Source organism: Candidatus Mycobacterium wuenschmannii, from assembly GCF_030252325.1.
Classification (GTDB): Bacteria; Actinomycetota; Actinomycetes; order Mycobacteriales; family Mycobacteriaceae; genus Mycobacterium; species Mycobacterium wuenschmannii.
Map to the genome: position 1 here is coordinate 4849474 of NZ_CP126981.1, position 25609 is coordinate 4875082.

26 protein-coding genes and 1 pseudogene are annotated in these 25609 nt (G+C 67.6%); 12 read left to right on the forward strand and 15 right to left on the reverse strand.

The window, feature by feature from the left end; genetic code table 11:
- Positions 1 to 29 precede the first annotated feature (29 nt).
- Positions 30 to 434 carry a hypothetical protein gene (locus PT015_RS23390; RefSeq protein ID WP_285187610.1) on the forward strand — a complete coding sequence of 135 codons (405 nt, stop codon included), beginning with the start codon at positions 30 to 32 and terminating at the stop codon, positions 432 to 434.
- On the forward strand, positions 434 to 1897 hold the full coding sequence (locus PT015_RS23395; RefSeq protein ID WP_285187611.1) for an FAD-dependent oxidoreductase: 1464 nt from the start codon (positions 434 to 436) through the stop codon (positions 1895 to 1897). The genes PT015_RS23390 and PT015_RS23395 overlap by 1 nt, the downstream gene beginning before the upstream one ends.
- On the opposite strand, the gene PT015_RS23400 is transcribed toward PT015_RS23395, so the two are convergent.
- Positions 1894 to 2739 (reverse strand): alpha/beta fold hydrolase, encoded by an 846-nt coding sequence (locus PT015_RS23400; RefSeq protein WP_285187613.1) that lies wholly within the window; start codon positions 2737 to 2739, stop codon positions 1894 to 1896. The two genes, PT015_RS23395 and PT015_RS23400, sit on opposite strands and share 4 nt — an antisense overlap.
- Before the next feature lie 72 nt (positions 2740 to 2811).
- On the opposite strand from PT015_RS23400, the gene trpS reads away from it, so the two are divergent.
- Entirely contained in the window at positions 2812 to 3831 is a 1020-nt protein-coding gene (gene trpS, locus PT015_RS23405; protein ID WP_285187615.1) for a tryptophan--tRNA ligase, read from the forward strand.
- Between the two features lie 10 nt (positions 3832 to 3841).
- A complete protein-coding gene (gene yhjD, locus PT015_RS23410) occupies positions 3842 to 4885 on the forward strand; it encodes an inner membrane protein YhjD (RefSeq protein ID WP_285187617.1) in 1044 nt (347 codons plus the stop codon).
- Here yhjD and PT015_RS23415 read toward each other — a convergent pair whose 3' ends face one another.
- From PT015_RS23415 to PT015_RS23445, 7 genes are read right to left on the reverse strand one after another with little or no spacing between them, the layout of a single operon-like run.
- Positions 4886 to 5200: a DMT family transporter gene (locus PT015_RS23415; RefSeq protein WP_285187619.1), complete on the reverse strand. Its 315-nt coding sequence runs from the start codon at positions 5198 to 5200 to the stop codon at positions 4886 to 4888.
- Between the two features lie 13 nt (positions 5201 to 5213).
- A complete protein-coding gene (gene nagA / locus PT015_RS23420) occupies positions 5214 to 6350 on the reverse strand; it encodes an N-acetylglucosamine-6-phosphate deacetylase (protein ID WP_285187620.1) in 1137 nt (378 codons plus the stop codon).
- On the reverse strand, positions 6341 to 7744 hold the full coding sequence (locus PT015_RS23425; protein ID WP_285187621.1) for a sugar porter family MFS transporter: 1404 nt from the start codon (positions 7742 to 7744) through the stop codon (positions 6341 to 6343). The genes nagA and PT015_RS23425 overlap by 10 nt, the downstream gene beginning before the upstream one ends.
- 46 nt (positions 7745 to 7790) lie before the next feature.
- A complete protein-coding gene (locus tag PT015_RS23430) occupies positions 7791 to 9026 on the reverse strand; it encodes a D-alanyl-D-alanine carboxypeptidase family protein (RefSeq protein ID WP_285187622.1) in 1236 nt (411 codons plus the stop codon).
- 59 nt (positions 9027 to 9085) lie between these two features.
- A complete protein-coding gene (locus tag PT015_RS23435) occupies positions 9086 to 10102 on the reverse strand; it encodes an SMP-30/gluconolactonase/LRE family protein (RefSeq protein ID WP_285187624.1) in 1017 nt (338 codons plus the stop codon).
- Between the two features lie 34 nt (positions 10103 to 10136).
- Positions 10137 to 11459, reverse strand: a complete 1323-nt coding sequence (locus tag PT015_RS23440; protein WP_285187626.1) for an aspartate aminotransferase family protein — start codon at positions 11457 to 11459, stop codon at positions 10137 to 10139.
- Positions 11456 to 12112 carry an MOSC domain-containing protein gene (locus PT015_RS23445; RefSeq protein WP_285187628.1) on the reverse strand — a complete coding sequence of 219 codons (657 nt, stop codon included), beginning with the start codon at positions 12110 to 12112 and terminating at the stop codon, positions 11456 to 11458. The genes PT015_RS23440 and PT015_RS23445 overlap by 4 nt, the downstream gene beginning before the upstream one ends.
- Positions 12113 to 12164: 52 nt before the next feature.
- On the opposite strand from PT015_RS23445, the gene PT015_RS23450 reads away from it, so the two are divergent.
- Positions 12165 to 13106 carry a sigma-70 family RNA polymerase sigma factor gene (locus PT015_RS23450; RefSeq protein WP_285187630.1) on the forward strand — a complete coding sequence of 314 codons (942 nt, stop codon included), beginning with the start codon at positions 12165 to 12167 and terminating at the stop codon, positions 13104 to 13106.
- Here the strand turns inward: PT015_RS23450 and PT015_RS23455 are convergent.
- From PT015_RS23455 to sdhC, 6 genes and pseudogenes are all read right to left on the reverse strand, one after another.
- Positions 13039 to 13677, reverse strand: a pseudogene (locus tag PT015_RS23455) (carboxymuconolactone decarboxylase family protein); the annotation flags it as partial. The gene PT015_RS23450 and the pseudogene PT015_RS23455 overlap by 68 nt on opposite strands.
- Before the next feature lie 25 nt (positions 13678 to 13702).
- Positions 13703 to 14350 carry a hypothetical protein gene (locus tag PT015_RS23460; RefSeq protein ID WP_285187632.1) on the reverse strand — a complete coding sequence of 216 codons (648 nt, stop codon included), beginning with the start codon at positions 14348 to 14350 and terminating at the stop codon, positions 13703 to 13705.
- A 157-nt stretch (positions 14351 to 14507) separates the two neighbouring features.
- Positions 14508 to 15299, reverse strand: coding sequence for a succinate dehydrogenase iron-sulfur subunit (locus tag PT015_RS23465; protein WP_285187634.1), 792 nt, complete (start codon positions 15297 to 15299; stop codon positions 14508 to 14510).
- 16 nt (positions 15300 to 15315) lie between these two features.
- The gene (gene sdhA / locus PT015_RS23470; protein WP_285187637.1) at positions 15316 to 17088 is read right to left on the reverse strand and encodes a succinate dehydrogenase flavoprotein subunit; all 1773 of its coding nucleotides are present in this window, start codon (positions 17086 to 17088) and stop codon (positions 15316 to 15318) included.
- A gap of 20 nt (positions 17089 to 17108) precedes the next feature.
- Entirely contained in the window at positions 17109 to 17579 is a 471-nt protein-coding gene (locus PT015_RS23475; protein WP_285187639.1) for a succinate dehydrogenase hydrophobic membrane anchor subunit, read from the reverse strand.
- On the reverse strand, positions 17576 to 17914 hold the full coding sequence (gene sdhC, locus PT015_RS23480; RefSeq protein ID WP_285191250.1) for a succinate dehydrogenase, cytochrome b556 subunit: 339 nt from the start codon (positions 17912 to 17914) through the stop codon (positions 17576 to 17578). Before sdhC ends, PT015_RS23475 begins: the two co-directional genes overlap by 4 nt.
- 286 nt (positions 17915 to 18200) lie before the next feature.
- Here sdhC and PT015_RS23485 point away from each other — a divergent pair, with 286 nt between their 5' ends.
- Genes PT015_RS23485 through PT015_RS23495 form a run of 3 tightly spaced genes read left to right on the forward strand, consistent with a single transcriptional unit; the run spans position 18201 to position 20985 of the window.
- Positions 18201 to 18611 (forward strand): cytidine deaminase, encoded by a 411-nt coding sequence (locus PT015_RS23485; RefSeq protein ID WP_285187641.1) that lies wholly within the window; start codon positions 18201 to 18203, stop codon positions 18609 to 18611.
- On the forward strand, positions 18608 to 19900 hold the full coding sequence (locus PT015_RS23490; protein WP_285187643.1) for a thymidine phosphorylase: 1293 nt from the start codon (positions 18608 to 18610) through the stop codon (positions 19898 to 19900). The genes PT015_RS23485 and PT015_RS23490 overlap by 4 nt, the downstream gene beginning before the upstream one ends.
- Positions 19897 to 20985 carry an adenosine deaminase gene (locus PT015_RS23495; RefSeq protein ID WP_285187645.1) on the forward strand — a complete coding sequence of 363 codons (1089 nt, stop codon included), beginning with the start codon at positions 19897 to 19899 and terminating at the stop codon, positions 20983 to 20985. Before PT015_RS23490 ends, PT015_RS23495 begins: the two co-directional genes overlap by 4 nt.
- Before the next feature lie 5 nt (positions 20986 to 20990).
- Here PT015_RS23495 and PT015_RS23500 read toward each other — a convergent pair whose 3' ends face one another.
- A complete protein-coding gene (locus PT015_RS23500; protein ID WP_285187646.1) occupies positions 20991 to 21812 on the reverse strand; it encodes a mycofactocin-coupled SDR family oxidoreductase in 822 nt (273 codons plus the stop codon).
- Positions 21813 to 21886: 74 nt separating this feature from the next.
- Between PT015_RS23500 and PT015_RS23505 the strand changes: the two genes are divergently transcribed.
- The 4 genes from PT015_RS23505 to PT015_RS23520 are packed head-to-tail and all read left to right on the forward strand — an operon-like array spanning position 21887 to position 25602.
- Entirely contained in the window at positions 21887 to 22333 is a 447-nt protein-coding gene (locus PT015_RS23505) for a nuclear transport factor 2 family protein (RefSeq protein WP_285187647.1), read from the forward strand.
- Positions 22334 to 22337: 4 nt separating this feature from the next.
- On the forward strand, positions 22338 to 23531 hold the full coding sequence (locus PT015_RS23510) for a sulfotransferase family protein (RefSeq protein WP_285187648.1): 1194 nt from the start codon (positions 22338 to 22340) through the stop codon (positions 23529 to 23531).
- The gene (locus PT015_RS23515) at positions 23528 to 24772 is read left to right on the forward strand and encodes a DUF1214 domain-containing protein (protein WP_285187650.1); all 1245 of its coding nucleotides are present in this window, start codon (positions 23528 to 23530) and stop codon (positions 24770 to 24772) included. Before PT015_RS23510 ends, PT015_RS23515 begins: the two co-directional genes overlap by 4 nt.
- A complete protein-coding gene (locus PT015_RS23520; protein WP_285187651.1) occupies positions 24772 to 25602 on the forward strand; it encodes an oxidoreductase in 831 nt (276 codons plus the stop codon). The genes PT015_RS23515 and PT015_RS23520 overlap by 1 nt, the downstream gene beginning before the upstream one ends.
- Positions 25603 to 25609: the final 7 nt, after the last annotated feature.

Consider the following 25609-nt stretch of genomic DNA (forward strand, 5'->3'; position numbering starts at 1 on the left):
TTGAACCACTCCGACGAGAGGTCACGCTCATGACCGTCACCGCCATCCAGATCGGACTCGACCCGGACGTCATCGATTACTCCTCGGCCGACTTCGCGCAGTTTCCGGGCCTGTCGAAGGAGAAACTCCGAACCGCCAACGACGAGAACCTCGCCGGCCTGCGCGCCGCCGGCTACGACGTCGACAACTGCCTCATCGATTTCGGTGCGGCCGGCGTCGACAAGGCGCGGAAGTCGTTGGCGGCCAAGCGCTATGACGCCGTGCTGATCGGCGCTGGGGTGCGGTTGGTGCCGGGCAACACGTTGCTGTTCGAGGCGATCGTCAACGCCGCCCATGAGACCCAGCCCGGCTGCCGGTTCGTGTTCAACCGCGCGGCGGTATCCACTCCCGACGACATCCGGCGCTGGTACCCCAACCCCGAGGCGGTGGCGTGATGACGGCCTTCGAATTCGACGTCGTGGTGGTGGGTGCGGGCCCGACGGGCCTGACCGCGGCCGGTGATCTCGCGCGATCCGGACGGTCGGTCGTGGTGCTGGAGCGCTGGCCATCGGTCAACCCGTCCAGCCGCGCGTTCGCCACCCAGGCCCGCACGCTGGAGGTGCTGGACGCTCGCGGCCTCGCCGACGATCTGCTGGCCCGCTCGTACAAGGCTTCGGGGGTAACGCTTTTCGGCGGTGCCCGGCTCGACCTGACTCACCTCGATTCGCCCTATCGGTTCGCGATGATCACCCCGCAGACCAACGTCGACCAGGCGATCGCGGACTACGCCGTCGCGCAGGGCGTCGACATCCGCCGCGGCACCGAGGTCGTCGGTGTCGAGCAGGACGCCGACGGGGTGTGGGTGACCACCAGCGACCAGAACCGTTGGCGAGCAGAGTATTTGATCGGCGCCGACGGGGCGCACAGCACGGTCCGCAAATTGCTCGGTGTCGACTTCCCAGGCAAGACGGTACTGAGGTCCGTGGTGCTGGCCGACGTGAAGCTGGCCCACGGCCCGACCGGCGGGCTGACAGTGGGGAGCACCCGCAACGAGTTGGGGTTCCTGGCGCCCTACGACCGTCACGAGGGGGATGGTCGTTGGTACCGGGCGATGGTGTGGGACCGCAATCATCAGGTCCCGGACGGCGAGCCTGTGCAGCGCGACGAGATCGCGCGGATACTTGCCCGCGCGATGAAGGCCGACCTCGGACTGCTCGACGTCAGTTGGACCTCCCGATTCCATTGCGACGAACGGCAAGTCGTGCAGTACCGGCACGGCAGGGTGTTTCTGGCCGGCGACGCGGCACACGTGCACTCGCCGATGGGCGGTCAGGGGATGAATACTGGAATTCAGGACGCCGCCAACCTGGCCTGGAAGATCGACGCCGTTTTGGCCGGAGCCGACGACGCCGTGCTGGACAGCTATCAGACCGAGCGGCATCCGATCGGCAAGCGGGTGCTGCTGCAGTCCGGGATGATGGCGCGCGGCGTCACGCTACATCCGCGAATTGCGCGAGCCATCCGAAACATGTTGGTGCCCAGACTGCTTGGGGTATCCAAGGTGCGCGACGCGTTCGCCGGCAGCTTCGCCGGCACCACGCTGCGCTACGGGCACCGGGCCGACGAGAACGCCTTGGTCGGCACTCGCGCGACGCAAATCCCGTTGATCGGCGATCGGTTGACGCATATCCAGCGCGAACCGGGGTTCGTATTGATCCGCGAATGTGGCCGGGCCGCAATCGGTGTGACCGATCTGCACCAGGCGGAGCGGGCCGACGCCGGACCCGCGGTGCTGGTGCGGCCCGACGGCTACATCGCGTGGGCCGGTGACTCGGCCGACTGCTCGCGGTGGCTGGACGCGCTGGCCAGGTGGACGGCTCCGGCCGCGCGACCGCACGTCGTACCTGCCGGCGCCTAGCTGGCGGGCGGGCTGTCGACCGCCCGCGGGCGCTGGATGTGCTCGCTCAGGAAGTCGTTGATCACCTTGGTCACCCGGTCCGGGTCCTCGAACATGGGGATGTGCCCGACGCCGTCGAGCTCGGTGATGCGGGTGCCGGGTGGCAACTGGGCCTGGAAGTAGCGATGTGAGCGCGGCCCCGGGAAGACCCGGTCCTTCTGGCAGAGCACCAGGTGCGCGGGCACGTCGGTGCGGGCCAGCTCGAGCAGGCCGGGGTTCCACAGCGACTTGACCAGTAGCTGGAAGTAGGCCGGGCAGTGCGCCACGTCGTCGACGATGGCAGCCAGCTGTTCGTCGGTGACGCCGTCGGGGGTCCCGCTGATCGGCAGGGTGGCCAGCGAGCGGGTGCCGGGCAGGCGCAGCGCCTTCGTTCCCAGCAGCCGGGCGAACGCCCAGAACGGCATGCCCGAGACGAACTTCGCGATCACCTCGAACTTGGCCGGCGTCCAGCGGGTCCAGCCGCCGGCGGGGGCGATGCCGGTGACGGTGCGGGCCCGCCCGCGCCGCTCGAGTTCGAACGCAACCCAGCCGCCGAGCGAATTGCCGACGATATGGGCCGTCTCCCAACCCAATTGGTCGAGCTGACGTTCGACGTGATCGGCCAGCACCGACGAGCTGAGGAACCAGGTGCCGGACCTGGGACCACCGTTGTGGCCCGCCATGGTCGGGGCGAACACCTCGTAGGAGCCGGTGTCGGCGAGTTGCTGCGCGACGTCGTTCCAGACCAGCTGGGAGATCAGGAACGGATGCAGCAGCAGGACCGGTTCGCCAGAGCCGACGTGGATGGGCGCGCGGTTGGTCATGCAGCGACAGTAGGGGCGATACCGCCGGTACTGCAAGGAGGGTTCAAGTGGGCGTGGAAAGATTGGACCATCATGAGTAGCGCCTCTGGGGCCAGCCGGGTTTTCTCCGGTGTGCAGCCCACCTCCGACTCGCTCCACCTCGGAAACGCGCTGGGCGCCGTTACCCAGTGGGCGCAGCTGCAGGACGACCACGACGCGTTCTTCTGCGTCGTCGACCTGCACGCGATCACGATCCCGCAGGATCCCGCGACGCTGCGACGTCGCACCCTGGTCACCGCCGCTCAGTACCTGGCGCTCGGGGTCGACCCCGCGCGCAGCACGATCTTCGTGCAGAGCCACGTCGCCGCGCACACGCAACTGGCCTGGGTGCTGGGCTGCTTCACCGGATTCGGTCAGGCTTCCCGGATGACGCAGTTCAAGGACAAGTCGACCAAGCAGGGCAGCGACGCGACCACGGTCGGCCTGTTCACCTATCCGGTGTTGCAAGCCGCCGACGTGCTGGCCTACGACGCCGAGTTGGTGCCGGTCGGGGAAGACCAGCGGCAGCACTTGGAGTTGGCCCGCGATGTGGCGCAGCGCTTCAACAGCCGCTACCCGGACACGTTCGTGGTGCCGGAGGTGTTGATCCCCAAGGCGACAGCGAAGATCTACGACCTGCAGGACCCGACGTCGAAGATGAGCAAGTCGGCGGCCACCGACGCCGGACTGATCAGCCTGTTGGACGATCCGGCCAAGTCCGCCAAGAAGATTCGCTCCGCGGTGACCGACAGCGAACGCGAGATCCGCTACGACCCGGAGGCCAAGGCCGGCGTCTCGAACCTGCTGAGCATCCAGGCCGCGGTCACCGGCGCCGACATCGGGAAGCTGGTCGACGGCTATGCCGGCCGCGGCTACGGCGACCTGAAGAAAGACACCGCGGAGGCCGTCGTCGAGTTCGTCACCCCGATCAAGACGCGGGTGGACGAATTGCTCACCGATCCAGCCGAACTGGAGGGCGTGCTCGCCACCGGCGCCGCCCGCGCCGAGGACGTGGCTAGCAAGACCGTGGACCGGGTATACGACCGGTTAGGCTTTCTACCAAGACGTCCGTAGCGAGTGGGGCATGAGCGAACCGGCCAAAGCAAGCGTTCTGCAGCGACTCCGGACGCGGTATGCCTGGCTGGACCACGCCATTCGGGCCAATGACTGGTTCGACGAATGCCAGGGCAACTTCTTCGCGGCCGGGCTGACGTACTACACCATCTTCGCGTTGTTCCCTTTGCTGATGGTCGGTTTCAGCGTCGCCGGCTTCCTGCTGTTTCAGCATCCTGAGGTGCTGGATGCGATCGACAAGAAGGTCCGGCACGCGGTGCCCGGCGTGCTGGGGCAGCAGATGCTCGACCTGATGAACTCGGCGATCGAGGCCCGCACCTCGGTCGGGGTGATCGGCCTGACCGTCGCGGTTTGGGTCGGGCTGAGCTGGATGAGCAATCTGCGGGTGGCGCTGACCGAACTGTGGCGGCAGAGCAACGGGTCGCACGGTTACGTTCGCACCAAGTTCTCCGACCTGGGCGCCATGGTGTCGTCGTTCGTGGCGATCTTCGCGACGCTGGCGCTCAGCGCCTTGGCCGGGGCGGCGCCGATGGCCCGACTGCTGCGCACGGTGGGGGTCCACGACCTGCCGGTCCTGGACGCGCTGCTGCGTGGGGCCTCGCTGCTGGTGTCATTCCTGTTGTCCTGGTTGGTGTTCGGCTGGATGATCGCGCGGCTGCCGCGGTATCCGGTCGACTTTCGCAGTTCCGTCCGGGCGGCGTTGCTCGCCGCGGTCGGATTCGAGCTGTTCAAGTTGGTCGCCACGATCTATCTGAAATCCGTGCTGCGCAGTCCGGCCGGCGCGACCTTCGGCCCGGTGCTGGGGTTGATGGTGTTCGCGTACGTCACCGCGCGGCTGTTGCTGTACGCGACGGCCTGGGCGGCGACGGCCGACGGTCATCCGCTCGCGGATCGCGAAGATCCGCCCCGGGCTTCGCCGGAGATCTCGGTGACGGTGCCGAGGCTGCCACCCGTCGACGCACTCAAGGCGCGGCAAATCACCACTGCTGCGGTGGTGGGCGCCATTGGCGCGCTTGGTCTTTCGCGGCTCACCCGGCGCGGCAAGGACGGCTAGCTAGCCCACCAGTTTCAGGCCCGCAATGCAGCCGATGACGCCGATGATCAGCAGCACCTTCACCGGCGACGACGGCTCCGCGCCGGTCGCCATCGCGTAGCCGACGGTGAGCGCCGCACCGATGCCGACCCAGACCGCGTAGCTGGTACCGGTGGGCAGGCTGCGCATGGCGAAGGCCAACCCGGCCATCGAGAACACCAGGGACGCAGCGAAAATCAGCGAGGGGACCAGCCGGGTGAACCCGTCGGAGCGGTCCAGTGCCGTCGCCCACACCGCTTCGAGCACACCGGAGGCCACCAGGATCAGCCAGGCCATCGCACGCTCCTTCTCATGTCTCGCCGACCCAGTCGCCGTGGGCCAGCACGCGGTGTACCGTCATATCGTGTTCTAGCACAACCAGATTCGCCCTACCGCCGACGCGTAGGCCGGTGTCGAGACCGACGGCCCGCGCGGGCGTCGTCGACGACATCGTTACGGCCGCCAACAGCGCGGCATCGCGATCGGGTCCGAACCCGGCGGTGGTGGCGAACAGTCGATCCATGGTCGCGGTGCTACCCGCGATGGTCGACGTGCCGCGGACCCGGGCCACCCCGTCGACCACGTCGACCGGTACCGACCCGAGCGCGAATTCGCCGTCGGGCAGGCCCGCCGCGGCGGTGGCGTCGGTGACCAGCGCGACCCGGTCGGCGCCGGCCGTCGCGATCGCCGCCTGCACCATTGCCGGATGGACGTGCACGCCGTCGGCGATCAGTTCGACGGTCACTCCCTGATCTTCCAGCAGCGCCAGCGCGGGCCCGGGTTCGCGGTGATGCAGCGTCCGCATCGCGTTGAACAGGTGGGTGGCGAGGGTGGCGCCCAGGCCGATGGCGTGCCGGGTCAGGTCGTACGTGCCGTCCGTATGTCCCAGCGCCACAACCACTCCGGCGTCGATCAGTCGGCGGATCGCGTCGTCGCTGCCGGGACGTTCGGGCGCGAGCGTGACCATCCGGATCGCGCCGTCCGCGGCGGTCAGCAGGGCGTCGATCTCGGTCGCGGTGGCGTCCCGCATCTGCGCGCGATCGTGTGCCCCGCAGTGCGCCGCGCTCAGCCAGGGCCCCTCGAGATGAATGCCGGCGATGACGCCGTCGCGGGTGGCGTCGGCGAGTCCGCGCACCGCGGCCAGCAGGTCCGCGGGCGACGCGGTGACCAGGCTGGCCAATGTCGTGGTGGTGCCATGCCGACGATGAAAGTCGGCCGCCCGCAACACCTCCGCGGCGTCGCCGGTGAGGTAGGACGCGCCGCCGCCGCCATGCACGTGGATGTCGACGAAGCCCGGGACCACGAGCCCGTCGGGCAGATCGACGTCCGGGGTTCGCGGCGGTGCACCCGCGCCGCATCCGGTGATGGCGGCGTCCATGGTCTGCACCCAGCCCGGGTGGCAGATGCCTTGTTCGAGTACGACGGTGCCGGCCGCGATCAGCGGCATGCCGGCACATCCGTTGCCGCGTCCGCGGTTTCGTCGGGCCAGTGGCCGTTGTTCTCCCAGAAGCGGCGGATGTCCTCGAGCTGTCGGCCCTTGGTTTCGGGGGCGAACCGATAGACCAGGAAGAGCCCGACGGTCGCGAGGCCGGCGAACACCATGAACATCCCGGCGCCGCCGAGTGAATTCAGCATCGTCAAGAAGACGGCTTCGATCAAGGCGTTCGCTGTCAGGTTCGCGGTGAGCATCGCGCTCGACCCCAGCGATCGCAGGTGCGCCGGGAAGCTCTCGCCGGCGTAGACCCAGACCAGCGCGCCGAAGCCGAAGGTGAAGCCCATGGTGAACAGCAACAGGCCGGCATAGCCGAGCCCGGAGGTCGCTTCCGACCTCGCGGCGAACACGCCGACCAGCACCAAATCGCCGAGAATCATCGCGGAGATGCCGGACAACAGGATGGGTCGACGCCCCACGCGGTCGACCAGCACCAGGGAGGTCAACACCGCACCCAGCGAGGCCAGCTGAATGAGCGCCGGCAGCACGAGCAGGGAGAAGTTGCCTTCGAATCCCATGGCCTGGAACAACAAAGGGCTGTAATAGATGATCCCGTTGATGCCACTGAGCTCCGCGAAGAAGCCGAGGCCGACGACGAAGGCGGTGGCGCGCAGGTAGGGCAGGCGCAGCATCTCGAGCAGCGAGCCGCCGCGCTCCTCGCGCATCGCGTCGGCGATCTCGGCCAGCTCCGTTTCGACATCCCGATTCGGCTCGACCCGCAGCAGCGCGGTGCGGGCATCGTCGACCCGGTTCTTGAATAGATACCAGCGCGCGGTGTCCGGCATCGTCGCCAGCAGCGGGAGTACGAGCAGCGCCGGCACCGCCGCCAGCCCGAGCATCCATCGCCAGCTGCCCGAATCCGCAAGCGCGAAAGCCGACAGGTACCCGCCGATGATCCCGAGAATGGTCGCCACCTGGTAGGTGACCAACAGCGAACCCCGCAGCCGGGCCGGCGCCGACTCGGCGATGTACACCGGCGTCACAGTCGCGGACAGTCCGATCGTCATGCCCAGCAGCATCCGCGCCGTCATCAGCCACGGCATGGACACCGCGGCCGCGCCGAGCAGCGAGAAGACGGCGTAGCCGCCCGCCACCAGCATCATCGACTTCTTGCGACCGATGGCGTTGGCCAGAAACCCGCCACTCAGGGCGCCGCAGATCTCGCCGATCACCACCATCGTGGTGAGCAGTTCCTGCTTGCGAACGGTCAGGCTGAAATCGTTTGTGATGAACAGCAAGGCACCGGCGATGTTGGACAGGTCGTAGCCGCAGATGATTCCGAGAGCCGCCGCGGTGACGGCGATGAGTAATCGCCGTCGCGTGCGCAGTGACTCGCCGATGCGGCTCACAGTCTCCCCTCCGGAGTGGGCCGCCCCGGGTTCTCCAGGCCGCTGCTTAGTGCTGCGGCCGTCGGTTCATCGAGCGCGCCACCATGATCAAGCCAAACACGATGACCGTACCGATCACCGCGACACCGACCCTAACCGGCAATGCGTCGACGCTCGGTATTAGCGCGGCCGCATTTGTCGCGGGCCCGGAGTCACCGGCAGCGGCGGCCTTCGGGGCCACCAGCGACGGGTCGGGTTCGATCAGCGTGCCGACCCGGGTGCCCGGCGCGGTGGCGAAGCCGTAGTCCAGCAGATGGGCGGCCTGCTGCCACGGCGCGATCGGCTGACGGGTGCCGTGCAGCAGCACTGCCATCAGCCGGCGGCCGTCCCGGTTGGCGGCGCCGACGAATGTCTGTCCGGCGTCGTCGGTGTATCCGGTCTTGCCGCCGAGCGCGCCCGGGTAGTGGTAGAGCAACTGGTTGTCGTTCTCGAGCTCGTAGCCGGGGCTGTCGCCGTGGCCGGGGAAGTCGAACTTCTCGGTGTGCACGATGTCGGCGAAAGTCGAGTTCTCCCAGGCATATCGGTAGAACAGTCCGATGTCGTACGCCGACGTGCTCATGCCGGGGCCGTCCAGGCCCGACGGTGTGGCGGCGCGGGTGTCCTTGCCGCCGAGTTTGGCGGCGAGTGCGTTGATCTTGTCCAGCGCCGCCGGCATCCCGCCCAGTTGCATGGCCAGCGAGTGCGCCGCGTCGTTGCCGGAGTGCATCAGCAGCCCGTGCAGCAACTGGTTCACGGTGTAGATGCCGCCCGGGGCAACGCCGACCTTGGTGCCCTCCGCGGAGGCGTCCTCGGGCGTGCCGTCGACAATCTTGTTGAGGTTGAGTTCGCGCAGTGCCGCTGTCGCGACCAGCACCTTGATCACGCTGGCCGGGCGGTGTCGCCCGTGCGGGTCACGGGCGGCGACGATCGCGCCGGTGTCGAGGTCGGCCACCACCCAGGCTTCGGCGGAGATGTCGCCGGGCACCGGCGGCGTGCCGGCCGCTGTGACGACGCCGCAGCCGCTGAGTTCGTTACCGCCGATCGGCTTCGTCGGCACCGGGAGCGGCAACGGCGGCTCGCCGGCCTGCGGGACCTCCGATGAGTCGACAGCCGCCGGGGTCGCCACCTTGTAGGGGCAGAGGTCGTGGACGACTCCGGGCCCGGGGTTGGGCTCCGCGAACGCCACGGGCATGCCGAGCAGAGCCGGGGAGCCGAGCATGAAACCCGCTGCTGCCAGGCACGACGCAGTCCTGAAGATCGCCATGATGTGTGCAGAGTAGGCGATCGGCCGCCCGATTCCGGGGAGCCGCGCTGTGACTGGTGTTACGGATGTGGCAGATCGAGGTAGGCGATGCCGGGCCCGGCGATGCGACCGAGCCACAACCGACCGGGCACTTCCACCAGTCCGGTGACCAACCCGAAGTCGGGATGCTGCGTGTGCGCCTGGGCCACCACGCGCCCGTCGTCGGGGTCGAACCCCGCCACCCACACCGTGGCCTTCGGGTTGGGCAGCCAGCTGTAGGGCAGCAGCTTCCACATGATGCTGCGGATGATCGGCGCCCGCGGGCCCAGCCATTCGTTGAACGCGTTGCGGTCGGAGACCAACGCCACCCAGATCCGGCCGTCCAGGCCGGTGGAGATGTTGTCGGGGAAGCCCGGCAATTCGGTGACCAGCGCGGTGACGGTGCCGGCCCGCTCACCGGTCAGCCAGTACTTCGACACCCGACAGCCGGCGCTCTCGGCGTACACCACCGCGGATTCGTCGGCGGTCAGCGTGACGCCGTTGGCGAAGTACAGGTCGTCGACCAGTCGGGTGACGGTGCCGTCGGTGTCGCGGCGGAACAGCGCGCCGGTCGGGCGGCCCTCGATGACTGAGCCCTTGTAGTGCTCATAGTAGAAGCGGCTGGTCGACTCGGTGAAAAAGATTGTGCCGTCTGATGATTCAACGACGTTCGAGCAGAAAGTGAGCGGCCGGCCGTCGATTTCGCTGACCAGGGTCTCGATGGCGTCGCCGGTCGGGTCGTAGCGCAGCAGACCGCGGTGGCTGTCGCAGATCAGCAGTCGGCCGTCGTGGGCGACCGCCAACCCCAGCGGGCGACCGCCGGTGTCGGCGATTACGTCCACGGAGCCGCCGTCGGGGCTGACCCGCACGATGCGGCCGTCCTCGACGCCGGTGAAGATGTTGCCGTCGGCGTCGGCCACGACGTCCTCGGCGGCGGTGCCGGGGATGTCGACAATGTGCAGCGCCGCAGTGAAGCTCGGCTCGGGCAGCGGGCGTGACCCCGGCGGCTGCCAGCGGATCGGATCGATACTGGGCTTGATGGCGCCACTCCTCCTCATCGCTTCGCTCTGCATCGTCGCTGGCGCGGTTTACTCATGGCGCGTCCTTCAGCACCCGGCGCAGGATGCTCTCGATGGTGTCGAACTCGGTTTGCCCGCTGATCAGCGGGGGAGCGATGACGACCACCGGGTCGCCGCGATCGTCGGTGCGGCAGTACAGCCCAGCCGCGAACAACGACGATGCGATGTGCGGCAACAGCTTTGCGGCCTCGGCGCGGGTGAAGGTCTCCCGCGTCGCCTGGTCCTTGACCAACTCGATCGAGTAGAAGTAGCCCTCGCCGCGCACGTCGCCGACGATCGGCAGGTCGTAGAGCCGCTCGAGGGTGGCCCGCAGGGCCGGTGCCTGCCGCGTGACGTGGGCGTTGATGCCTTCGCGTTCGAAGATGTCGAGGTTGGCCAGCGCGACCGCCGCCGACACCGGATGGCCGCCGAAGGTGTAGCCGTGCGGAAACACCGTCGCGCCGTCGTCGAAGGGTTCGAACAGCCGGTCGCTGGCGACCATCGCGCCGATCGGTGAGTAGCCCGACGTCAGCCCCTTGGCGCAGGTGATCATGTCGGGCTGATAGCCGAAGTCGTTGCAGGCGAACATCGATCCGATGCGACCCCAGGCGCAGATCACCTCATCGGAGACCAGCAGGACGTCGTAGTGGTCGCAGATCTCCCGGACCCGGTCGAAGTAGCCGGGCGGCGGCGGGATCGAGCCGCCCGCGTTTTGCACCGGTTCGAGGAACACCGCGGCGACGGTGTCGGGCCCCTCGAACTCGATCGCCTCGGCGATGCGGTCCGCGGCCCATCGTCCGAATTCCTTTGCATCCGAACGCAATAGGTCCGACGCGCGGTAGAAATTGGTGTTGGGTACGCGAAAGCCGCCGGGCGTCAGCGGTTCGAACGGCGTCTTGTAGGCCGGCAGGCCGGTGATCGCCAGTGCGCCCTGCGGGGTGCCGTGGTAGGCCACCGCGCGCGAAATGACTTTGTACTTGCCGGGTTTGCCGGTCAGCTTGAAGTACTGCTTGGCCAGCTTCCAGGCTGACTCGACCGCTTCGCCGCCGCCGCTGGTGAAAAAGACCCGGTTCAGGTCGCCCGGGGCGTAGCCCGCGATCCGGTCGGCCAGTTCGATCGCGGGCGGGGTGGCGTATCCCCACAGCGGAAAATAGGCCAGCGTGCCTGCCTGCCGCGCGGCCGCCTCGGCCAGCTCGGCCCGGCCGTGCCCGACCTGCACCACGAAGAGCCCGGACAGCCCGTCGAGGTAACTCTTGCCGGCGTCGTCGAAGATCGTCACGCCCTCGCCGCGGACGATGACCGGAGGTGTGATGCCAGGCCCGTGCTTGGCGAAATGCAGCCAGAGGTGATCGCTCATGTGGCACGTTGCCGCGCAAAGCTTTTCAGCTCCGCAGACAGCGCGTCGGCCTTCAGGAGTTCGGGCGCCAGGCTGGGGTCTTTCATCCGGGCGGTGAAGACCAGTCCGATCGTCACGTCGTGCTCGGGGCGGTATTCGATCGTGATGGCGTCACCCGCGCGGACCTCGCCGGGGTTCAGGACGCGGAAGTAGGCGCCGGGCACGCCGGCGTCGGTGAAGGTCTTGATCCACCTCGGGCGGTCCAGAAACGAGGCGAACGTCCGGCACGGCGTGCGGGGCGCGGTGACTTCCAATAGCAATGTGCCGGACCCGATCCGCCATCGTTCGCCGATGCGGGTCTGGGTGAGGTCGACACCGACGGTGGTGAGATTCTCGCCGAACATGCCGTTGTCGAGTCGGACCCCGAGCTGGTCCTGCCAGGTGTCGAGATCCTCGCGGGCGTAGGCGTAGACCGCCTGGTCGGGTCCGCCGTGCAGCTTCGGGTTGCCGATGGTGTCGCCGATCAGCCCGCTGGCGTCGCTCTGTGAATGTCCCGGCGCGCGAACCGCAACGGCGTCCTCGACCGGCTTTTTGTCGATCCCGGTCAGCGGCGACTGGGCCCGAGGATCGGGGTTGGTGCGCGGCCGCGCCACGTTGACCGACAAGACGTGCATTCGTCCACCATAGCGGCGCCAGGTGCCACGGATTGGGGGTTAGGCTCGTCAGATGACCTCCGCGCAGCAGGTCACCGAATTCGAGGCGTTGCGGCCGCATCTGCTGTCGGTCGCCTATCGGCTGACCGGCTCGGTGGCCGACGCCGAAGACATCGTGCAGGACGCGTGGCTGCGCTGGGCGGGGCGCGACGACGACATCCGGGATCTGCGGGCGTGGTTGACGACGATCGTCAGCCGGCTAGGGCTGGATTGGCTGCGGTCGGCGCCTCGGCGCCGGGAAAGCTATGTGGGCCAATGGTTACCGGAGCCGGTCGTGACCGGTTTCGACGGCAGCGACCCGCTTTCGGTGGTCGTCTCCCACGAGGATGCGCGTTTCGCGGCGATGGTCGTGCTGGAGCGGCTGTCGCCAGATCAGCGGGTCGCGTTCGTGTTGCACGACGGGTTCGCCGTGCCGTTCGCCGACGTGGCCGAGGTGCTGGGTACCACCGCGGCCGCGGCCCGTCAGTTGGCGTCGCGCGCGCGCCGGGCGGTGAGCGCCGAACCGCCGCCGACGCCCGACCCGGCCCACGACGAGGTCGTCGGCAAGCTGATGGCCGCAATCATGTCCGGCGACATGGCCGCCACCGTCGCGCTGCTGCACCCGGGCGTCACATTCACCGGCGACTCCAACCGCGCGGCACCGACGGCGGCCCGCGTCATCCACGGCCCGGACAAGGTCGCGCGGTTCCTGTTCGGTCTCGCTCAGCGGTACGGGCCTTCGTTCATGACGGCGAGCCAGCTGGCGCTGATCAACGGCGAACTCGGCGCGTACACATCAGGGTCGCCGGGCGACGACGGGCATCAGCCGATGATGCCGCGCATCACCGCGATGACCGTGCGCGACGGCAAGGTCATCGCCCTCTGGGATATCGCCAACCCCGAGAAGTTCAGTGGTTCGCCTCTGAAGGATCAGGCGCAGTCGTCCAAGGCACCCGGCAGGAGTCGCCGGAGTTGAAGCCCTGCTCGGTGATGCCGAGCGCGGAATTCATTCGGGCACGCATGTTTTCGATACCGACCTGGTAGGTCAGCTCGATCACCCCGTCGTCGCCGAAGCGGGCGCGCAGGTCGGCTACCTGCTCGTCGGTGACGGTGTGTGGGTCGGCCGTCATCGCGTCGGCGTAGGCGATCGCGGCGCGCTCGTCGTCGGTGAAAAGCGCTGAGGTGGCGTAGTTGTCGATCTCTTTGAGACGGTCGATGTCCAGCCCGTCGAGGCGCTGCAGCATCGACCCGAAGTCGACGCACCACGAGCAGCCGATGGAGCGCGCGGTCCAGAACACCGCCAGTTCGCGGACGTTGGCGGGCAGCCGCCGCGACGCCGACTGCAGCATCGCCTCGTGGACGGCGTTGGCGACCATCAGCCGGGGATGGTGTGCCTCGACGGCGAACGGCTCGGGCACTTCGCCGAAGCGCCGCTTGGTGTACCGGTACATTGCGCGGACCAGCCAGTTCGCGCGGTTGGGTGGCAGGGGTTCGATTCGCGTTTTCTGTGTCATACAGATCAGACGAGGCAGCCCGCCACTGTGTGACAGGCTGCCGCGTCGACGGCGCGGGCTACTTGTGGCTGCCTCCAGCGCCGCCGGAGGACGTGCTGCCCCCGCCGCTGGAGATCCCGCCGCCGCCGCCGCCCGACATGCCGCCGCCTGCCGAGGCGCCGCCACCCGACATGCCGCCGCCTGCCGAGGCACCGCCACCTGCTGATGCGCCGCCGCCGGCGTGGCCGCCGTCGCCGCCGGACATGCCTCCGCCGCCCGCTGAAGCGCCACCACCACCGGGATGGCCGCCGTCAGCGGGCGGGGTGCCGCCGCCGGGGTGACCGCCGTCGGCGGGTGGTGGCGTGTGGTGTCCAGGATCGCCGGGCGCCGGACCCCCTCCGGTCACCGGCTGTGGCATCGGCTGCTGGCGTGACGAATCGTATGGTCCACCAACGCATACCGCGTTACCGGTGCCGATGCATGCCGGGTCTTGGGGACCGGTGGGATGGATGACCTGCGGCGAATTATCCGGGGGAATGCGATGGTCGCTCGCGCACAGGATCGAGATGGCGGGGTTCGCCACGCATCGCGGGTCTCCCGGACCGGTGATGGGATCGTCCAGGGGAGGCGATGCGAACGCCTGAGCGGTGGCGCCGCACAGCAGCCATGCCGTCGTCGCAGGAATCGTGAACCACGTGTACTTGGTGAAAACCCTTGCGCCGCGCATATATTGCTCTCCTTTATCGACCTCGTTGTCACAGATGCCGACAACGGTATGGGCCGCAGCTATGGCAATTCGATAGGGAAGCTATGAATCAGTGATGAGTGCGTGCCTGACGGCGGTGCCGCGTCGAATGTGAAGCCAGCCGCGCACTCGTCAGCCGTCAGCGAGCGAACATCAGCGCGCGCTTGACCTCTTGGATCGCCTTGGTCACCTCGATGCCGCGCGGGCAGGCGTCGGTGCAGTTGAACGTCGTGCGGCAGCGCCATACCCCGTCGACCTCGTTGAGGATGTCGAGTCGCTCGGCGGCGCCCTCGTCGCGGCTGTCGAAGATGAACCGGTGCGCGTTGACGATCGCGGCCGGCCCGAAGTAGCTGCCCTCGTTCCAGAACACCGGGCAACTCGTCGTGCACGCCGCGCACAGGATGCACTTCGTGGTGTCGTCGTAGCGGGCGCGGTCGGTCTGGCTCTGAATCCGTTCCCGCGTCGGGGGATTGCCACTCGTCATCAGATACGGCTTGATCGCGCGGTAGGCGTCGAAAAACGGCTCCATGTCGACGATCAGGTCCTTCTCGACGGGCAGCCCGCGGATCGGCTCGATCGTGATGGTGAAGTCCTTCCTGGGCTTCTTGGGCAGCAGATCGCGCATCAGCATCTTGCAGGCCAGGCGGTTGTGGCCGTTGATCCGCACCGCGTCGGAGCCGCACACACCGTGCGCGCAGGACCGGCGGAATGTCAGCGAGCCGTCCAGGTAGCTCTTCACGTAGATCAGCAGGTTGAGCACGCGGTCGGTGGGCAGGCACGGCACCCGGAAGCTCTGCCAGCCACCCGAATCGGCGTACTGCTCCGGATTTTCCGGGTTGTACCGGGCGATCTTGAGCGTAACCATGACCGCACCCTCGGGGACGGCCGGGAGCGGCGGATCGCCGGCGGGCGCTTCCTGGAGGTCGGTCATCAGTACTCCGAATCCATCAGTACTTACGCTCCTTGGGTTCGTATCGGGTCTGCACCACCGGTTTGAAGTCCAGCCGGATGTCGCTGAGCAGGTCGGGGCGCTGCTTGTCGGACCCGATTTCCTTGTAGGCCATGGTGTGGCGCATGAAGTTGACGTCGTCGCGGTTGGGGTAGTCCTCGCGGGCGTGACCGCCGCGGGATTCCTTGCGGTTCAACGCACCGACGACGGTGACCTCGGCGAGCTCCAGCAGGAAACCGAGTTCGATGGCCTCCAGCAGGTCACTGTTGAACCGCTTCCCCTTGTCGTGCACCGAGATTCGCGAGTAGCGCTCCTTGAGCGTGTGAATGTCGGTCAGCGCTTGCTTCAGCGTCTCCTCGGTGCGGAACACCGCGGCGTTGTTGTCCATCGTCTGCTGCAGCGCGCCACGGATGTCGGCGACCCGCTCGTTGCCGTGCTCGGACAGGATGTCACCGACCCAGCCGACCACCATGGTCGCCGGGTCCGGTGGCATCTCGACGAAGTCGTGGCCCTTGGCGTAGGCGGCCGCGGCGATTCCGGCGCGACGGCCGAATACGTTGATGTCCAACAGCGAATTGGTGCCGAGCCGGTTGGCGCCGTGCACCGACACACACGCACACTCGCCGGCGGCGTACAGGCCGGGCACCGCATTGGTGTTGTCCCGCAACACCTGTCCGGTGATCGTGGTCGGAATGCCGCCCATCACGTAGTGGCAGGTGGGGTACACCGGGACGAGCTCCTTGACCGGGTCGACGCCGAGGTAGGTGCGGGCGAACTCGGTGATGTCGGGCAGCTTGGCGTTGAGCACCTCCTCGCCGAGATGGCGGACATCTATGTAGACGTAGTCCTTGTGTGGACCGGCGCCGCGGCCTTCCAGGACCTCGCGGACCATCGAACGGGCGACGATGTCGCGCGGTGCCAGGTCGACGATCGTCGGCGCATAGCGTTCCATGAAGCGCTCGCCTTCGCCGTTGAGCAACCGGCCGCCCTCGCCTCGCACGGCCTCGGAGATCAGGATGCCCAGGCCGGCCAGGCCGGTCGGGTGGAACTGATGAAACTCCATGTCCTCCAACGGAAGTCCCTTGCGGAACACAATGCCGATGCCGTCGCCGGTCAGCGTGTGCGCGTTGGAGGTGGTCTTGTACATCCGGCCCGATCCGCCGGTGGCGAGCACGACGGCCTTGGCGTGGAATACATGGATATTCCCGGTTGCCAATTCGTAAGCGACGACTCCGGTGGCCACCGGGCCGTTCTTGGTGTCGGTGAGCACCAGGTCGAGCGCGTAGAACTCGTTGAAGAACTCGACGTCGTGCTTGACGCAGTTCTGGTACAGCGTCTGCAGGATCATGTGGCCGGTTCGGTCTGCGGCATAACAGGATCGGCGCACCGGCGCCTTGCCGTGGTCGCGGGTGTGCCCGCCGAAACGACGCTGATCGATGCGACCCTCGGGGGTGCGGTTGAACGGCATCCCCATCTTCTCCAGGTCGAGCACCGCGTCAATGGCTTCCTTGCACATCACCTCGACCGCGTCCTGGTCGGCGAGGTAGTCGCCGCCCTTGACGGTGTCGAAGGTGTGCCACTCCCAGTTGTCGTCCTCGACGTTGGCCAGCGCCGCGCACATGCCGCCCTGGGCCGCGCCGGTGTGGCTGCGGGTGGGGTAGAGCTTCGTCAAAACCGCTGTGCGGACCCGTGGTCCGGCCTCGACGGCGGCGCGCATCCCGGCGCCGCCGGCCCCGACGATCACCACGTCGTATCGGTGTTCGCTGATCATGTCGCCGCTCTCGATCTATCTCAGGAGGAAATGTTCGGGTCGAACGTCAGCAGCACGTAGGTCCCGAGCACCAACGTGAAGGCCATCGACAGCACGAGCAGGCTGTTCAACCAAAAACGGGTGGAGTCCTTGCGGCTGTAGTCGTCGATGATGGTGCGTAACCCATTGCCGCCGTGCAGCTGAGCCAGCCAGAGCAGCAGCAGATCCCACGTCTGCCAGAATGGCGAATGCCAGCGCTGCGCAACGTAATTGAAGTCGATGCGGTAGACGCCGTCCTCCCACATCAGCATCACGAACAGGTGCCCGAGCGCCAGGAACACCAGCACGATGCCGGAGAACCGCATGAACAACCACGCGTACTTCTCGAAGTTCGGCATGCCACCGCGACGCCGCGGGGATCGTGGGTTGTCCAGGCTGGCCGGGCGGTCGTGGCTGCGCTGACGGATCGGCGCTGCGTCACCCCGGCCGAGTTGAAGATCAGGTGAGGTCATCGGAAGTGCTCCGTCATGTGGATGCCGACGACGACCGCGGCGGGCACCACCACCAGGATCCAGACGACGGCGATCGCCCAGAGCATCTGTCGCTGATAGCGCGGGCCCTGACCCCAGAAGTCGATCAGGATGACGCGGATGCCGTTGAGCGCGTGGAACAGGACCGCGGCGACAAGTCCGAGTTCCATCAATCCGACCAGTGGGGTCTTGTAAGTCGAGATGACTTCGTCGTAGGCCTGCGGGCTGATGCGTACCAACGCGGTGTCGAGCACATGGATGAAGAGAAAGAAGAAGACGGTGGCGCCGGTGATCCGGTGCAGCACCCACGACCACATTCCTGGATCACCGCGATAGAGGGTGCGACGCAGACGCCGTAGCCGCGATGACTCTTCCGGTGTAGCCGGATTCGCGGACGTCGTCGTCATCAGCGTCTCCCCTGTAGTGGCGGGCAATTCAATGTAGCCCCAACTTTCACGGCCGACTGCCCATTCTTGCGGCCGAATGAAGCGCTTCGTGTCCCCCCGCGCTTTTGGCCGCGCAGAATCTAGGCTGGCCATGTGAATTAGCCAACAGTGGACGGGGTTTGCCGGATGCAGTGCAATGGCGCGGAGGGTCGCGGCCGTGGCTGACGCGATTGACTGGAAGTTGCTGCGCGACAGTGCGATTCAGGTGGCACGGGGGGCCTACGCGCCCTACTCGGGTTTCCCGGTGGGCGCGGCCGCGCTGGTCGACGACGGCCGCCTGGTCACGGGCTGCAATGTGGAGAATGTCTCATATGGCCTAGGTCTCTGCGCGGAGTGCGCTGTGGTTTGCGCGCTGCATGCCAGCGGAGGCGGCCGGCTCATCGCAGTCGCATGCGTCGATGGCGGGGGGGCCGCGCTGATGCCGTGCGGCCGATGCCGTCAGGTGCTGCTCGAGCACGGCGGACCTGACCTGCTGATCGGCCACCCCGACGGCCCTCGGCGACTCGGCGATCTGTTGCCGTACGCCTTCGGCCCGCAGGATCTGGCGAACTACCGGAGCCGCGGGTGAGTCACGACGCGCCGACGGTGATCCGCACCAAACGCGACGGCGGCCGGCTGACCGACGACGCGATCGACTGGATCATCGACGCCTACACCCGTGGGCAGGTCGCCGACGAGCAGATGTCGGCTTTGCTGATGGCGATCTTTCTGCGCGGCATGGACTACGCCGAGATCGCGCGCTGGACGTCCGCGATGGTGAACTCCGGTGCGCAACTGGATTTCAGCGACCTACGCCGCGACGGACGTCCCGTGCAGACCGTCGACAAGCACTCGACCGGCGGAGTGGGCGACAAGATCACGCTGCCGCTGGTGTCGGTGATCGCCGCGTGCGGCGGGGTGGTGCCGCAGGCGTCCGGGCGCGGGCTCGGCCACACCGGCGGGACGCTGGACAAGCTGGAGTCGATCGCCGGATTCACCGGGTCGATCACCAATGCGCAAGTCCGTCAACAGCTTTGCGACGTCGGCGCGGCCATCTTCGCGGCCGGGCAGTTGGCTCCTGCGGACGCGAAACTGTATGCGCTGCGCGACATCACGGCCACGGTCGAATCGCTGCCGCTGATCGCGAGCTCGGTGATGAGTAAGAAGATCGCCGAGGGCACCGGCGCCCTGGTGCTCGACGTCAAGGTCGGCTCGGGCGCACTGATGAGCTCGGAAGCGCGCTGCCGCGAGCTAGCCGAAACCATGGTCGCGCTGGGCGCCGAGCACGGCCTGCCGACCAGCGCGGTGCTGACCGACATGAACCGGCCACTGGGCGCGGCCGTCGGCAACGCGCTCGAAGTCGCCGAAGCGCTGGAGGTGCTGTCCGGCGGCGGCCCGCCGGACGTGGTGGGCCTGACCATCGGCCTGGCCCGCGAGATGCTCGAACTGGCCGGCATCGACCGGCGCGATCCCGAGCAGACGCTGCGTGACGGGACCGCGATGGACCGGTTCCGCGCGTTGATCGCCGCCCAAGGCGGCGACTTGTCCGTCCCGTTGCCGGTCGGTCAGCACTCCGAAACCGTCACCACCAATCGCAACGGCACAATGGGAGACATCGACGCAATGGCAGTGGGGCTCGCGGTGTGGCGGCTCGGCGCGGGTAGATCCCGCCCGGGTGAACAGGTTCAGGCCGGCGCCGGGATACAGATCCACCGCCGCTCGGGCAGCCCGGTATCGGCCGGCGACGCCTTGTTCACCCTCTACACCGACACCCCGGAACGCCTGCCGGCCGCGCTGGCCGAACTGAGCGCGGGCTACGCGATCACCGACACGCCGCCGGCCGGACGGCCGCTGATCATCGATCGGATCACGCCATGACGACGCCGCCGAGCCTCGAGACGATCACGCGGGCGCCGAAGGCGCTGCTGCACGACCACCTCGACGGCGGCCTGCGGCCCTCGACCGTCCTCGACATCGCCGGCCAGATCGGGTACGACGGCCTGCCTGCCACCGACGTCGACACCCTCGCGGAGTGGTTCCGCACGGCCTCGCACAGCGGATCGCTGGAGCGCTACCTCGAGCCGTTCTCGCACACGGTCGCGGTGATGCAGACCCCCGAGTCGTTGCACCGCGTGGCCTTCGAATGCGTCGAAGACCTGTCGGCGGACGCCGTGGTCTACGCCGAGGTGCGGTTCGCCCCCGAGTTGCACATCAACCGCGGCCTGTCGTTCGACGCCGTGGTCGACGCGGTGCTCGCCGGTTTTGCCGACGGCGAAAAGGCCGCCGCCGCCGCCGGCCGTCCGATCGTGGTGCGCTGCCTGGTCACCGCGATGCGACACGCGGCGCTGTCCCGGGAGATCGCCGAGCTGGCGATCCGTTTCCGCGACAAGGGCGTGGTCGGTTTCGACATCGCCGGCGCCGAGGCCGGGTATCCGCCCACCCGGCACCTGGACGCCTTCGAGTACATGCGAAATTACAATGCGCGCTTCACGATTCATGCGGGTGAGGCGTTCGGACTGCCGTCGATTCAGGAGGCCATCGCGTTCTGCGGCGCCGACCGCCTCGGCCACGGTGTGCGGATCGTCGACGACATCGAGGTTGCCGATGACGGCGAGGTGCGGCTCGGCCGGCTCGCATCGATCCTGCGGGACAAGCGGATTCCGCTCGAGATGTGCCCGAGTTCGAATGTGCAGACCGGTGCGGTCGACAGCATCGCCGAGCACCCGTTCGACCTGCTGGCCCGCACCCGGTTCCGCGTCACCGTCAACACCGACAACCGGTTGATGAGCGACACGACGATGACCCGCGAAATGGCGCTGCTTGTCGATGCTTTCGGCTACGGGTGGAGTGATCTGCTGCGTTTCACCGTCAACGCGATGAAGTCGGCGTTCATCCCGTTCGACGAGCGGCTGGCGCTCATCGACGAGGTGATCAAGCCGCGCTACGCGGTGCTGGTGGGCTGACCCGGCTACATCACGATGTGGCCGGCGTCGACAGGCACCGCGATGCCCGTGACGTAGCGGGTCCGCGGGCTGACCAGCCAGAGCACCGCCTCGGTGACGTCCTGCGCCTCCACCAGCGGTACGTCGGGCAGCAGAGTCGACGAGATCGCCGGGTTGGGGTTCGCCGTCATTCCGTTGATCACGAAGTCGTTGATGATCATCGGCGTCGCGACACCGCTGGGATTCACCGAGTTGACGCGGATCTTGTGCGGCGCATAGGCATTCGCGGCCGACCGCATCATGCCGACCACGCCGTGCTTGGACGCGGCGTAGGCGAACATCGCGGCGCTGCCGTCGCCGCCGCGGCCCACCAGCCCTTGCGACGAGCTGACCAGCACGATCGAGCCTCCGCGCCCCTTGCGAATGATCGACGGCACGGTAGCCAACAACGTATGCCACGTCCCGGTGAGGTTGGTGTCGACGACAGCGGCGAACACCGGTTCGGCGCGCGCTGCCGGGTCGCCGATGGCCACCACTCCGGCGTTGGCGACGACGATGTCGATCTCGCCGAGCTCGTCGATGCCCGCCTGCACGCCGGCCTCCAGTGCAGTCAGGTCGCGGACGTCGGCGACGACGGACACCACTCTGCGACCGGCGTCCCGCACCAGCTGCGCCGTCTTGTCGAGGTCGGATCGGCGCGCCAACGGGTATGGGATTGCCTCGACGTCGGCGCAGATGTCGACCGCGATGATGTCGGCGCCTTGTTCCGCCAGCGCGACGGCGTGGCTGCGCCCTTGGCCGCGCGCGGCGCCGGTGATGACCGCGACGGTGTTCTCGAGTTCACCCATGACCGGAAACGTACCTGTCGATTCGACCCAAACCGGCCGAGATCGGGGACGGGGTCTGTCACGATGCCAGAGATATGACGGACAGCAGCGCAGTGCGGATTGCCAACCTGATCTACCGCTACGCCGAACTCCTGGACTCCGGCGATCTGGACGGGGTGGCCGGTCTGTTCACGCACGGCAGGATCTGCGGCGTCGAGGACGGTCCGCCGGAGACGGTGTTCACCGGCGCCGCCGGAGTGCGACAGATGTACGAGATGGCCACCCGCATCTACGACGACGGCACGCCAAAGACCAAGCACCACACCAGCAATGTGCAGCTGGACATCGACGAGGATGGCGGCAGTGCCCGCAGTACGTCGTACTACAGCGTCACTCAGGCGACGCCGACGCTACCGCTGCAGGTGATCGTCACCGGGCATTACAAGGACACCTTTCACCGCGTCGACGGGGACTGGTGGTTCGACACCCGCACCATGTTCGTCGACCAGCTGGGCGACGTCAGTCAGCACCTGAAGTTCTGACCGCGTGGCCGATACTTTCGACATCGCCACCGTGCTGGCGGACGCGCAGCGCAAGGAGTCGCTGACCGATTGGGGGCCCGGCGATTTCGCGCCCGCCCTGACCGTGTTGCTGGACGACTACGCCGCGGCGGACCTGAACGCCGTCGGGGAGCACATCCTGCGCTCGGGCATTGTGCACAGCCTGCGCATGCGGCTGCGTACCCAGGAGTGGGTCCGGCGGCACCCGGAGATTCTGCAGGAGCGCATCCTGGCGCCGATCGTCGTCGTCGGCATGATGCGCAGCGGCACCACGTTGCTGCAGCGGCTGTTGGCCGCCGATCCGCGGTTCCATTGTGCCTACGGCTGGGAGGTGGTGGAGGTCGCTCCGCGCCTCGATTACCGTTTCGGCGGCACCGATCCGCGCATCGCGGTCAGCGAGTTGCGCGAGGCGAAGTCCCGCGAACTCGCGCCGGACCTGTTCGTCATCCACCCGATGTATGCGCGCGAGGCCGAAGAGGAGATCGTGTTCCTCGCGGACGCGTTCCTGTCGCACGTGCCCGAGTCCGGCGCACACCTGCCGCGGTACCGATCGTGGCTCGACGCGCAGGATTTCGCCCCCGCTTACAGCTACCTGCACCGGATGCTGCAATTCCTGCAATGGCAGAAGCGGCAGCGTTGCGACGGCGAAGCCGCGGCGCGGCGCTGGGTGCTGAAGTCGCCGGCCCACCTCGGCTATCTGGACGCGCTGCGAGCGCAGTTCGCGGACCTGCACCTCGTGCACATGCACCGCGATCCCTGCGCCACGATCGCGTCGGGCGCGAGCCTCAATTCGACCCTGCACGCCATGCACGCCGATCGCGTCGACCCGCACCGGGTCGGCGCGCAATGGCTGCAGCGGATGGGCTGGACCAACGACCGCGCGATGGCCGTCCGCGCCGGCTGGCCCGATGAGGCGGGCCGCGTCACCGACATCGGATTCGAGGACGCGGTCCGGGATCCGATCGGGCAGGTGGCCCGGGTCTATGCCGCAGCGGGCCTGGAGCTGACCGCCGAGGCGGAGGTCGCCATGCGGCGCTGGCTCGATGAACGGCCCCGGGAAGCGGCGCGCCCGCCCTACGCCCTGGACGCCTACGGGCTGCGTCCAGATCAGGTCGATGATCGGTTTGCGTTGTACAACAAGAGGTTTGATGAATACATCGGTAAGCGAGGAGTGGTATGACAGTCGATCCGGTTGCGACCGAAGCCCAGCACGAGCAGGAACTTGCCGCGCTTGAGTTGATCAAGCATCCCGTCGTCGCGGCGGCCTACAAGAGCGTCGCCGAAACGTGGCTGGGTCGAGCCAAAGCGTCCGACGCGATGCGCGATCGCTTCGACGACGCCTTCGCCGAGGTGATGTTCTCGGCCGCGATGTGGTCGTCCAACCAGGACAAGCTGCGGCCGAAAGTCAGCTGCATCACCCGGCTGGCCCACCCGCTCGACGGCCACCGCATTCCCGGATCACGTTGGGGGATCGACAATCCCGACAGCGTGTATCGAGTCATTCCGATATCTGGTGACGAGCGCTACGAGATTCACGGCAGGGTCGGCGAGCACCGCATGACCGAGAACTACTTCACGCTCTGGGACGCCAACATGGGCACTGTCGACGTCCTCAATGGCCGAACCATGCAGATTGATTCCGACGGCAGCTACACGATCACGGTGGACTCCGAACCCGCCGACGGTCGGCCGAACCATGTGCGCAGCACGGCCGCGGCACACGAGTTCTACATTCGCGACGTGCTGCTCGACTGGGCTCACGACGACCCGAATCACATTGAGGTGCAACGACTCGGCGGCGCGTCCAGTACGCCGGCCCGCACGCTCGACGAACAGGCCGACGCGACCGCGGCGATGATGTCGTACTTCGCCAACTTCACGGGGAAGCTGAGTCACGGCGTCTACAAGATGCCGCCGAACCACTTCGACCTGGGTTGGTCGGCGGACAGGGTCGGGGCGATGCGCAACCAGGTGTACGTGATGGGCCGCTTCGAGCTCGCCCCCGGCGAGGCGTTCGTGGTCGACGTCAGCGACGGCGGGGCCGAGTACTTCACCGTTCCGCTGAGCAACATCTGGGGCACCACGCTCGAGCTCGTCGACCGCACCGGCAGCCTGAACAAGGCCCAGTCGGTCGCCAACGAAGACGGTAGCTACACCTACGTGATCTCGCCCGAGGACCCGGGCGTCGCGAACTGGATTGACTCCGACGGCCTGCGGGAAGGCATCCTGACGCTGAGAATGGCCGAGTTCGGCGACGCCGGTCCACAGCCGGATCTCGGCGCCCACGGACGGGTCATCATGCTGGATCGGCTCGACGACGAGGTGCCGCACCTGCCGCGAATCAGCCCGCAGGACAGGGCGACTCAGCTTGCCGAGCGACGCCGGTCGTATTTGCGCCGGCTGCCGGAGGGAACGGCCTGATGACACGCTGGTTGATCACCGGATGCTCCACCGGCTTCGGTCGCGAAATCGCCCGGGCCGCGCTCGCGGACGGCCACCGTGTGGTGGTGACCGCGCGACGGGCCGAGGCGGTCCAGGATGTGGTCGACGAGTTCGGCGACAGTGCGCTTGCCGTCGCTCTGGACGTGACCGACGCCGGACAGATCGCCGCCGCGATCGCGGCGGCCGAGCAGGCGTTCGGTGGAATCGACGTGCTGGTCAACAACGCCGGCCACGGGTATCTGTCCGCCGTCGAGGAGGGCGAGGATGCCGAAGTCCGAAAGTTGTTCGACGTCAACTTCTTCGGTTCGGTCGACATGATTAAGGCGGTGCTGCCGGGGATGCGGGCGAGGGGGTCCGGGCACATCATCAACATGTCGTCGATGACCGGGCTGGTGGCCAATCCGCCCAACGCCTACTACTCCTCGACCAAGTTCGCGCTGGAGGCCGTGACCGAGGCGTTGGCCACCGAGGTTCGGCCCTTGGGTATCAACGTCACCGCGATCGAGCCGGGTGCCTTTCGCACCGACTGGGCAACGCGGTCGATGAAGGAGTCCGGCCGCCCGATCGACGATTATCACGACGTGGCTGCCCGCAAGGATCTGATCAAGCAGTTCGCCGACCACCTCCCGGGCGACCCGCGCAAGGTCGCCGAAGCGGTGCTGATGGTGACCAAGCTGGACGAGCCTCCGCTTCGGTTGCTGCTCGGCCGCGACGTACTCAAGGCGATGCGCGACAAAATAACCGCGCTGTCCGCGTCGATCGAGGAGTGGAAAGCGGTCACCAAGGACGTGAACTTCCCGGACCCGTAGGGCGTTT

Excerpts from the sequence above, each read along its gene's own strand:
- PT015_RS23495 (WP_285187645.1), top strand. The coding sequence starts at position 19,897 with ATGACGACGCCGCCGAGCCTCGAGACGATCACGCGGGCGCCGAAGGCG.
- PT015_RS23400 (WP_285187613.1), bottom strand. The coding sequence starts at position 2,739 with ATGACCAACCGCGCGCCCATCCACGTCGGCTCTGGCGAACCGGTCCTG.
- PT015_RS23475 (WP_285187639.1), bottom strand. The coding sequence starts at position 17,579 with ATGACCTCACCTGATCTTCAACTCGGCCGGGGTGACGCAGCGCCGATC.
- PT015_RS23520 (WP_285187651.1), top strand. The coding sequence starts at position 24,772 with ATGACACGCTGGTTGATCACCGGATGCTCCACCGGCTTCGGTCGCGAA.
- PT015_RS23445 (WP_285187628.1), bottom strand. The coding sequence starts at position 12,112 with ATGCACGTCTTGTCGGTCAACGTGGCGCGGCCGCGCACCAACCCCGAT.
- PT015_RS23460 (WP_285187632.1), bottom strand. The coding sequence starts at position 14,350 with ATGCGCGGCGCAAGGGTTTTCACCAAGTACACGTGGTTCACGATTCCT.
- PT015_RS23440 (WP_285187626.1), bottom strand. The coding sequence starts at position 11,459 with ATGAGCGATCACCTCTGGCTGCATTTCGCCAAGCACGGGCCTGGCATC.
- PT015_RS23450 (WP_285187630.1), top strand. The coding sequence starts at position 12,165 with ATGACCTCCGCGCAGCAGGTCACCGAATTCGAGGCGTTGCGGCCGCAT.
- sdhA (WP_285187637.1), bottom strand. The coding sequence starts at position 17,088 with ATGATCAGCGAACACCGATACGACGTGGTGATCGTCGGGGCCGGCGGC.
- PT015_RS23430 (WP_285187622.1), bottom strand. The coding sequence starts at position 9,026 with ATGGCGATCTTCAGGACTGCGTCGTGCCTGGCAGCAGCGGGTTTCATG.
- yhjD (WP_285187617.1), top strand. The coding sequence starts at position 3,842 with ATGAGCGAACCGGCCAAAGCAAGCGTTCTGCAGCGACTCCGGACGCGG.
- PT015_RS23415 (WP_285187619.1), bottom strand. The coding sequence starts at position 5,200 with ATGGCCTGGCTGATCCTGGTGGCCTCCGGTGTGCTCGAAGCGGTGTGG.
- PT015_RS23500 (WP_285187646.1), bottom strand. The coding sequence starts at position 21,812 with ATGGGTGAACTCGAGAACACCGTCGCGGTCATCACCGGCGCCGCGCGC.
- nagA (WP_285187620.1), bottom strand. The coding sequence starts at position 6,350 with ATGCCGCTGATCGCGGCCGGCACCGTCGTACTCGAACAAGGCATCTGC.
- PT015_RS23435 (WP_285187624.1), bottom strand. The coding sequence starts at position 10,102 with ATGAGGAGGAGTGGCGCCATCAAGCCCAGTATCGATCCGATCCGCTGG.
- sdhC (WP_285191250.1), bottom strand. The coding sequence starts at position 17,914 with ATGTGGTCGTGGGTGCTGCACCGGATCACCGGCGCCACCGTCTTCTTC.
- PT015_RS23465 (WP_285187634.1), bottom strand. The coding sequence starts at position 15,299 with ATGACCGACCTCCAGGAAGCGCCCGCCGGCGATCCGCCGCTCCCGGCC.
- PT015_RS23390 (WP_285187610.1), top strand. The coding sequence starts at position 30 with ATGACCGTCACCGCCATCCAGATCGGACTCGACCCGGACGTCATCGAT.
- PT015_RS23515 (WP_285187650.1), top strand. The coding sequence starts at position 23,528 with ATGACAGTCGATCCGGTTGCGACCGAAGCCCAGCACGAGCAGGAACTT.
- PT015_RS23395 (WP_285187611.1), top strand. The coding sequence starts at position 434 with ATGACGGCCTTCGAATTCGACGTCGTGGTGGTGGGTGCGGGCCCGACG.
- PT015_RS23505 (WP_285187647.1), top strand. The coding sequence starts at position 21,887 with ATGACGGACAGCAGCGCAGTGCGGATTGCCAACCTGATCTACCGCTAC.
- trpS (WP_285187615.1), top strand. The coding sequence starts at position 2,812 with ATGAGTAGCGCCTCTGGGGCCAGCCGGGTTTTCTCCGGTGTGCAGCCC.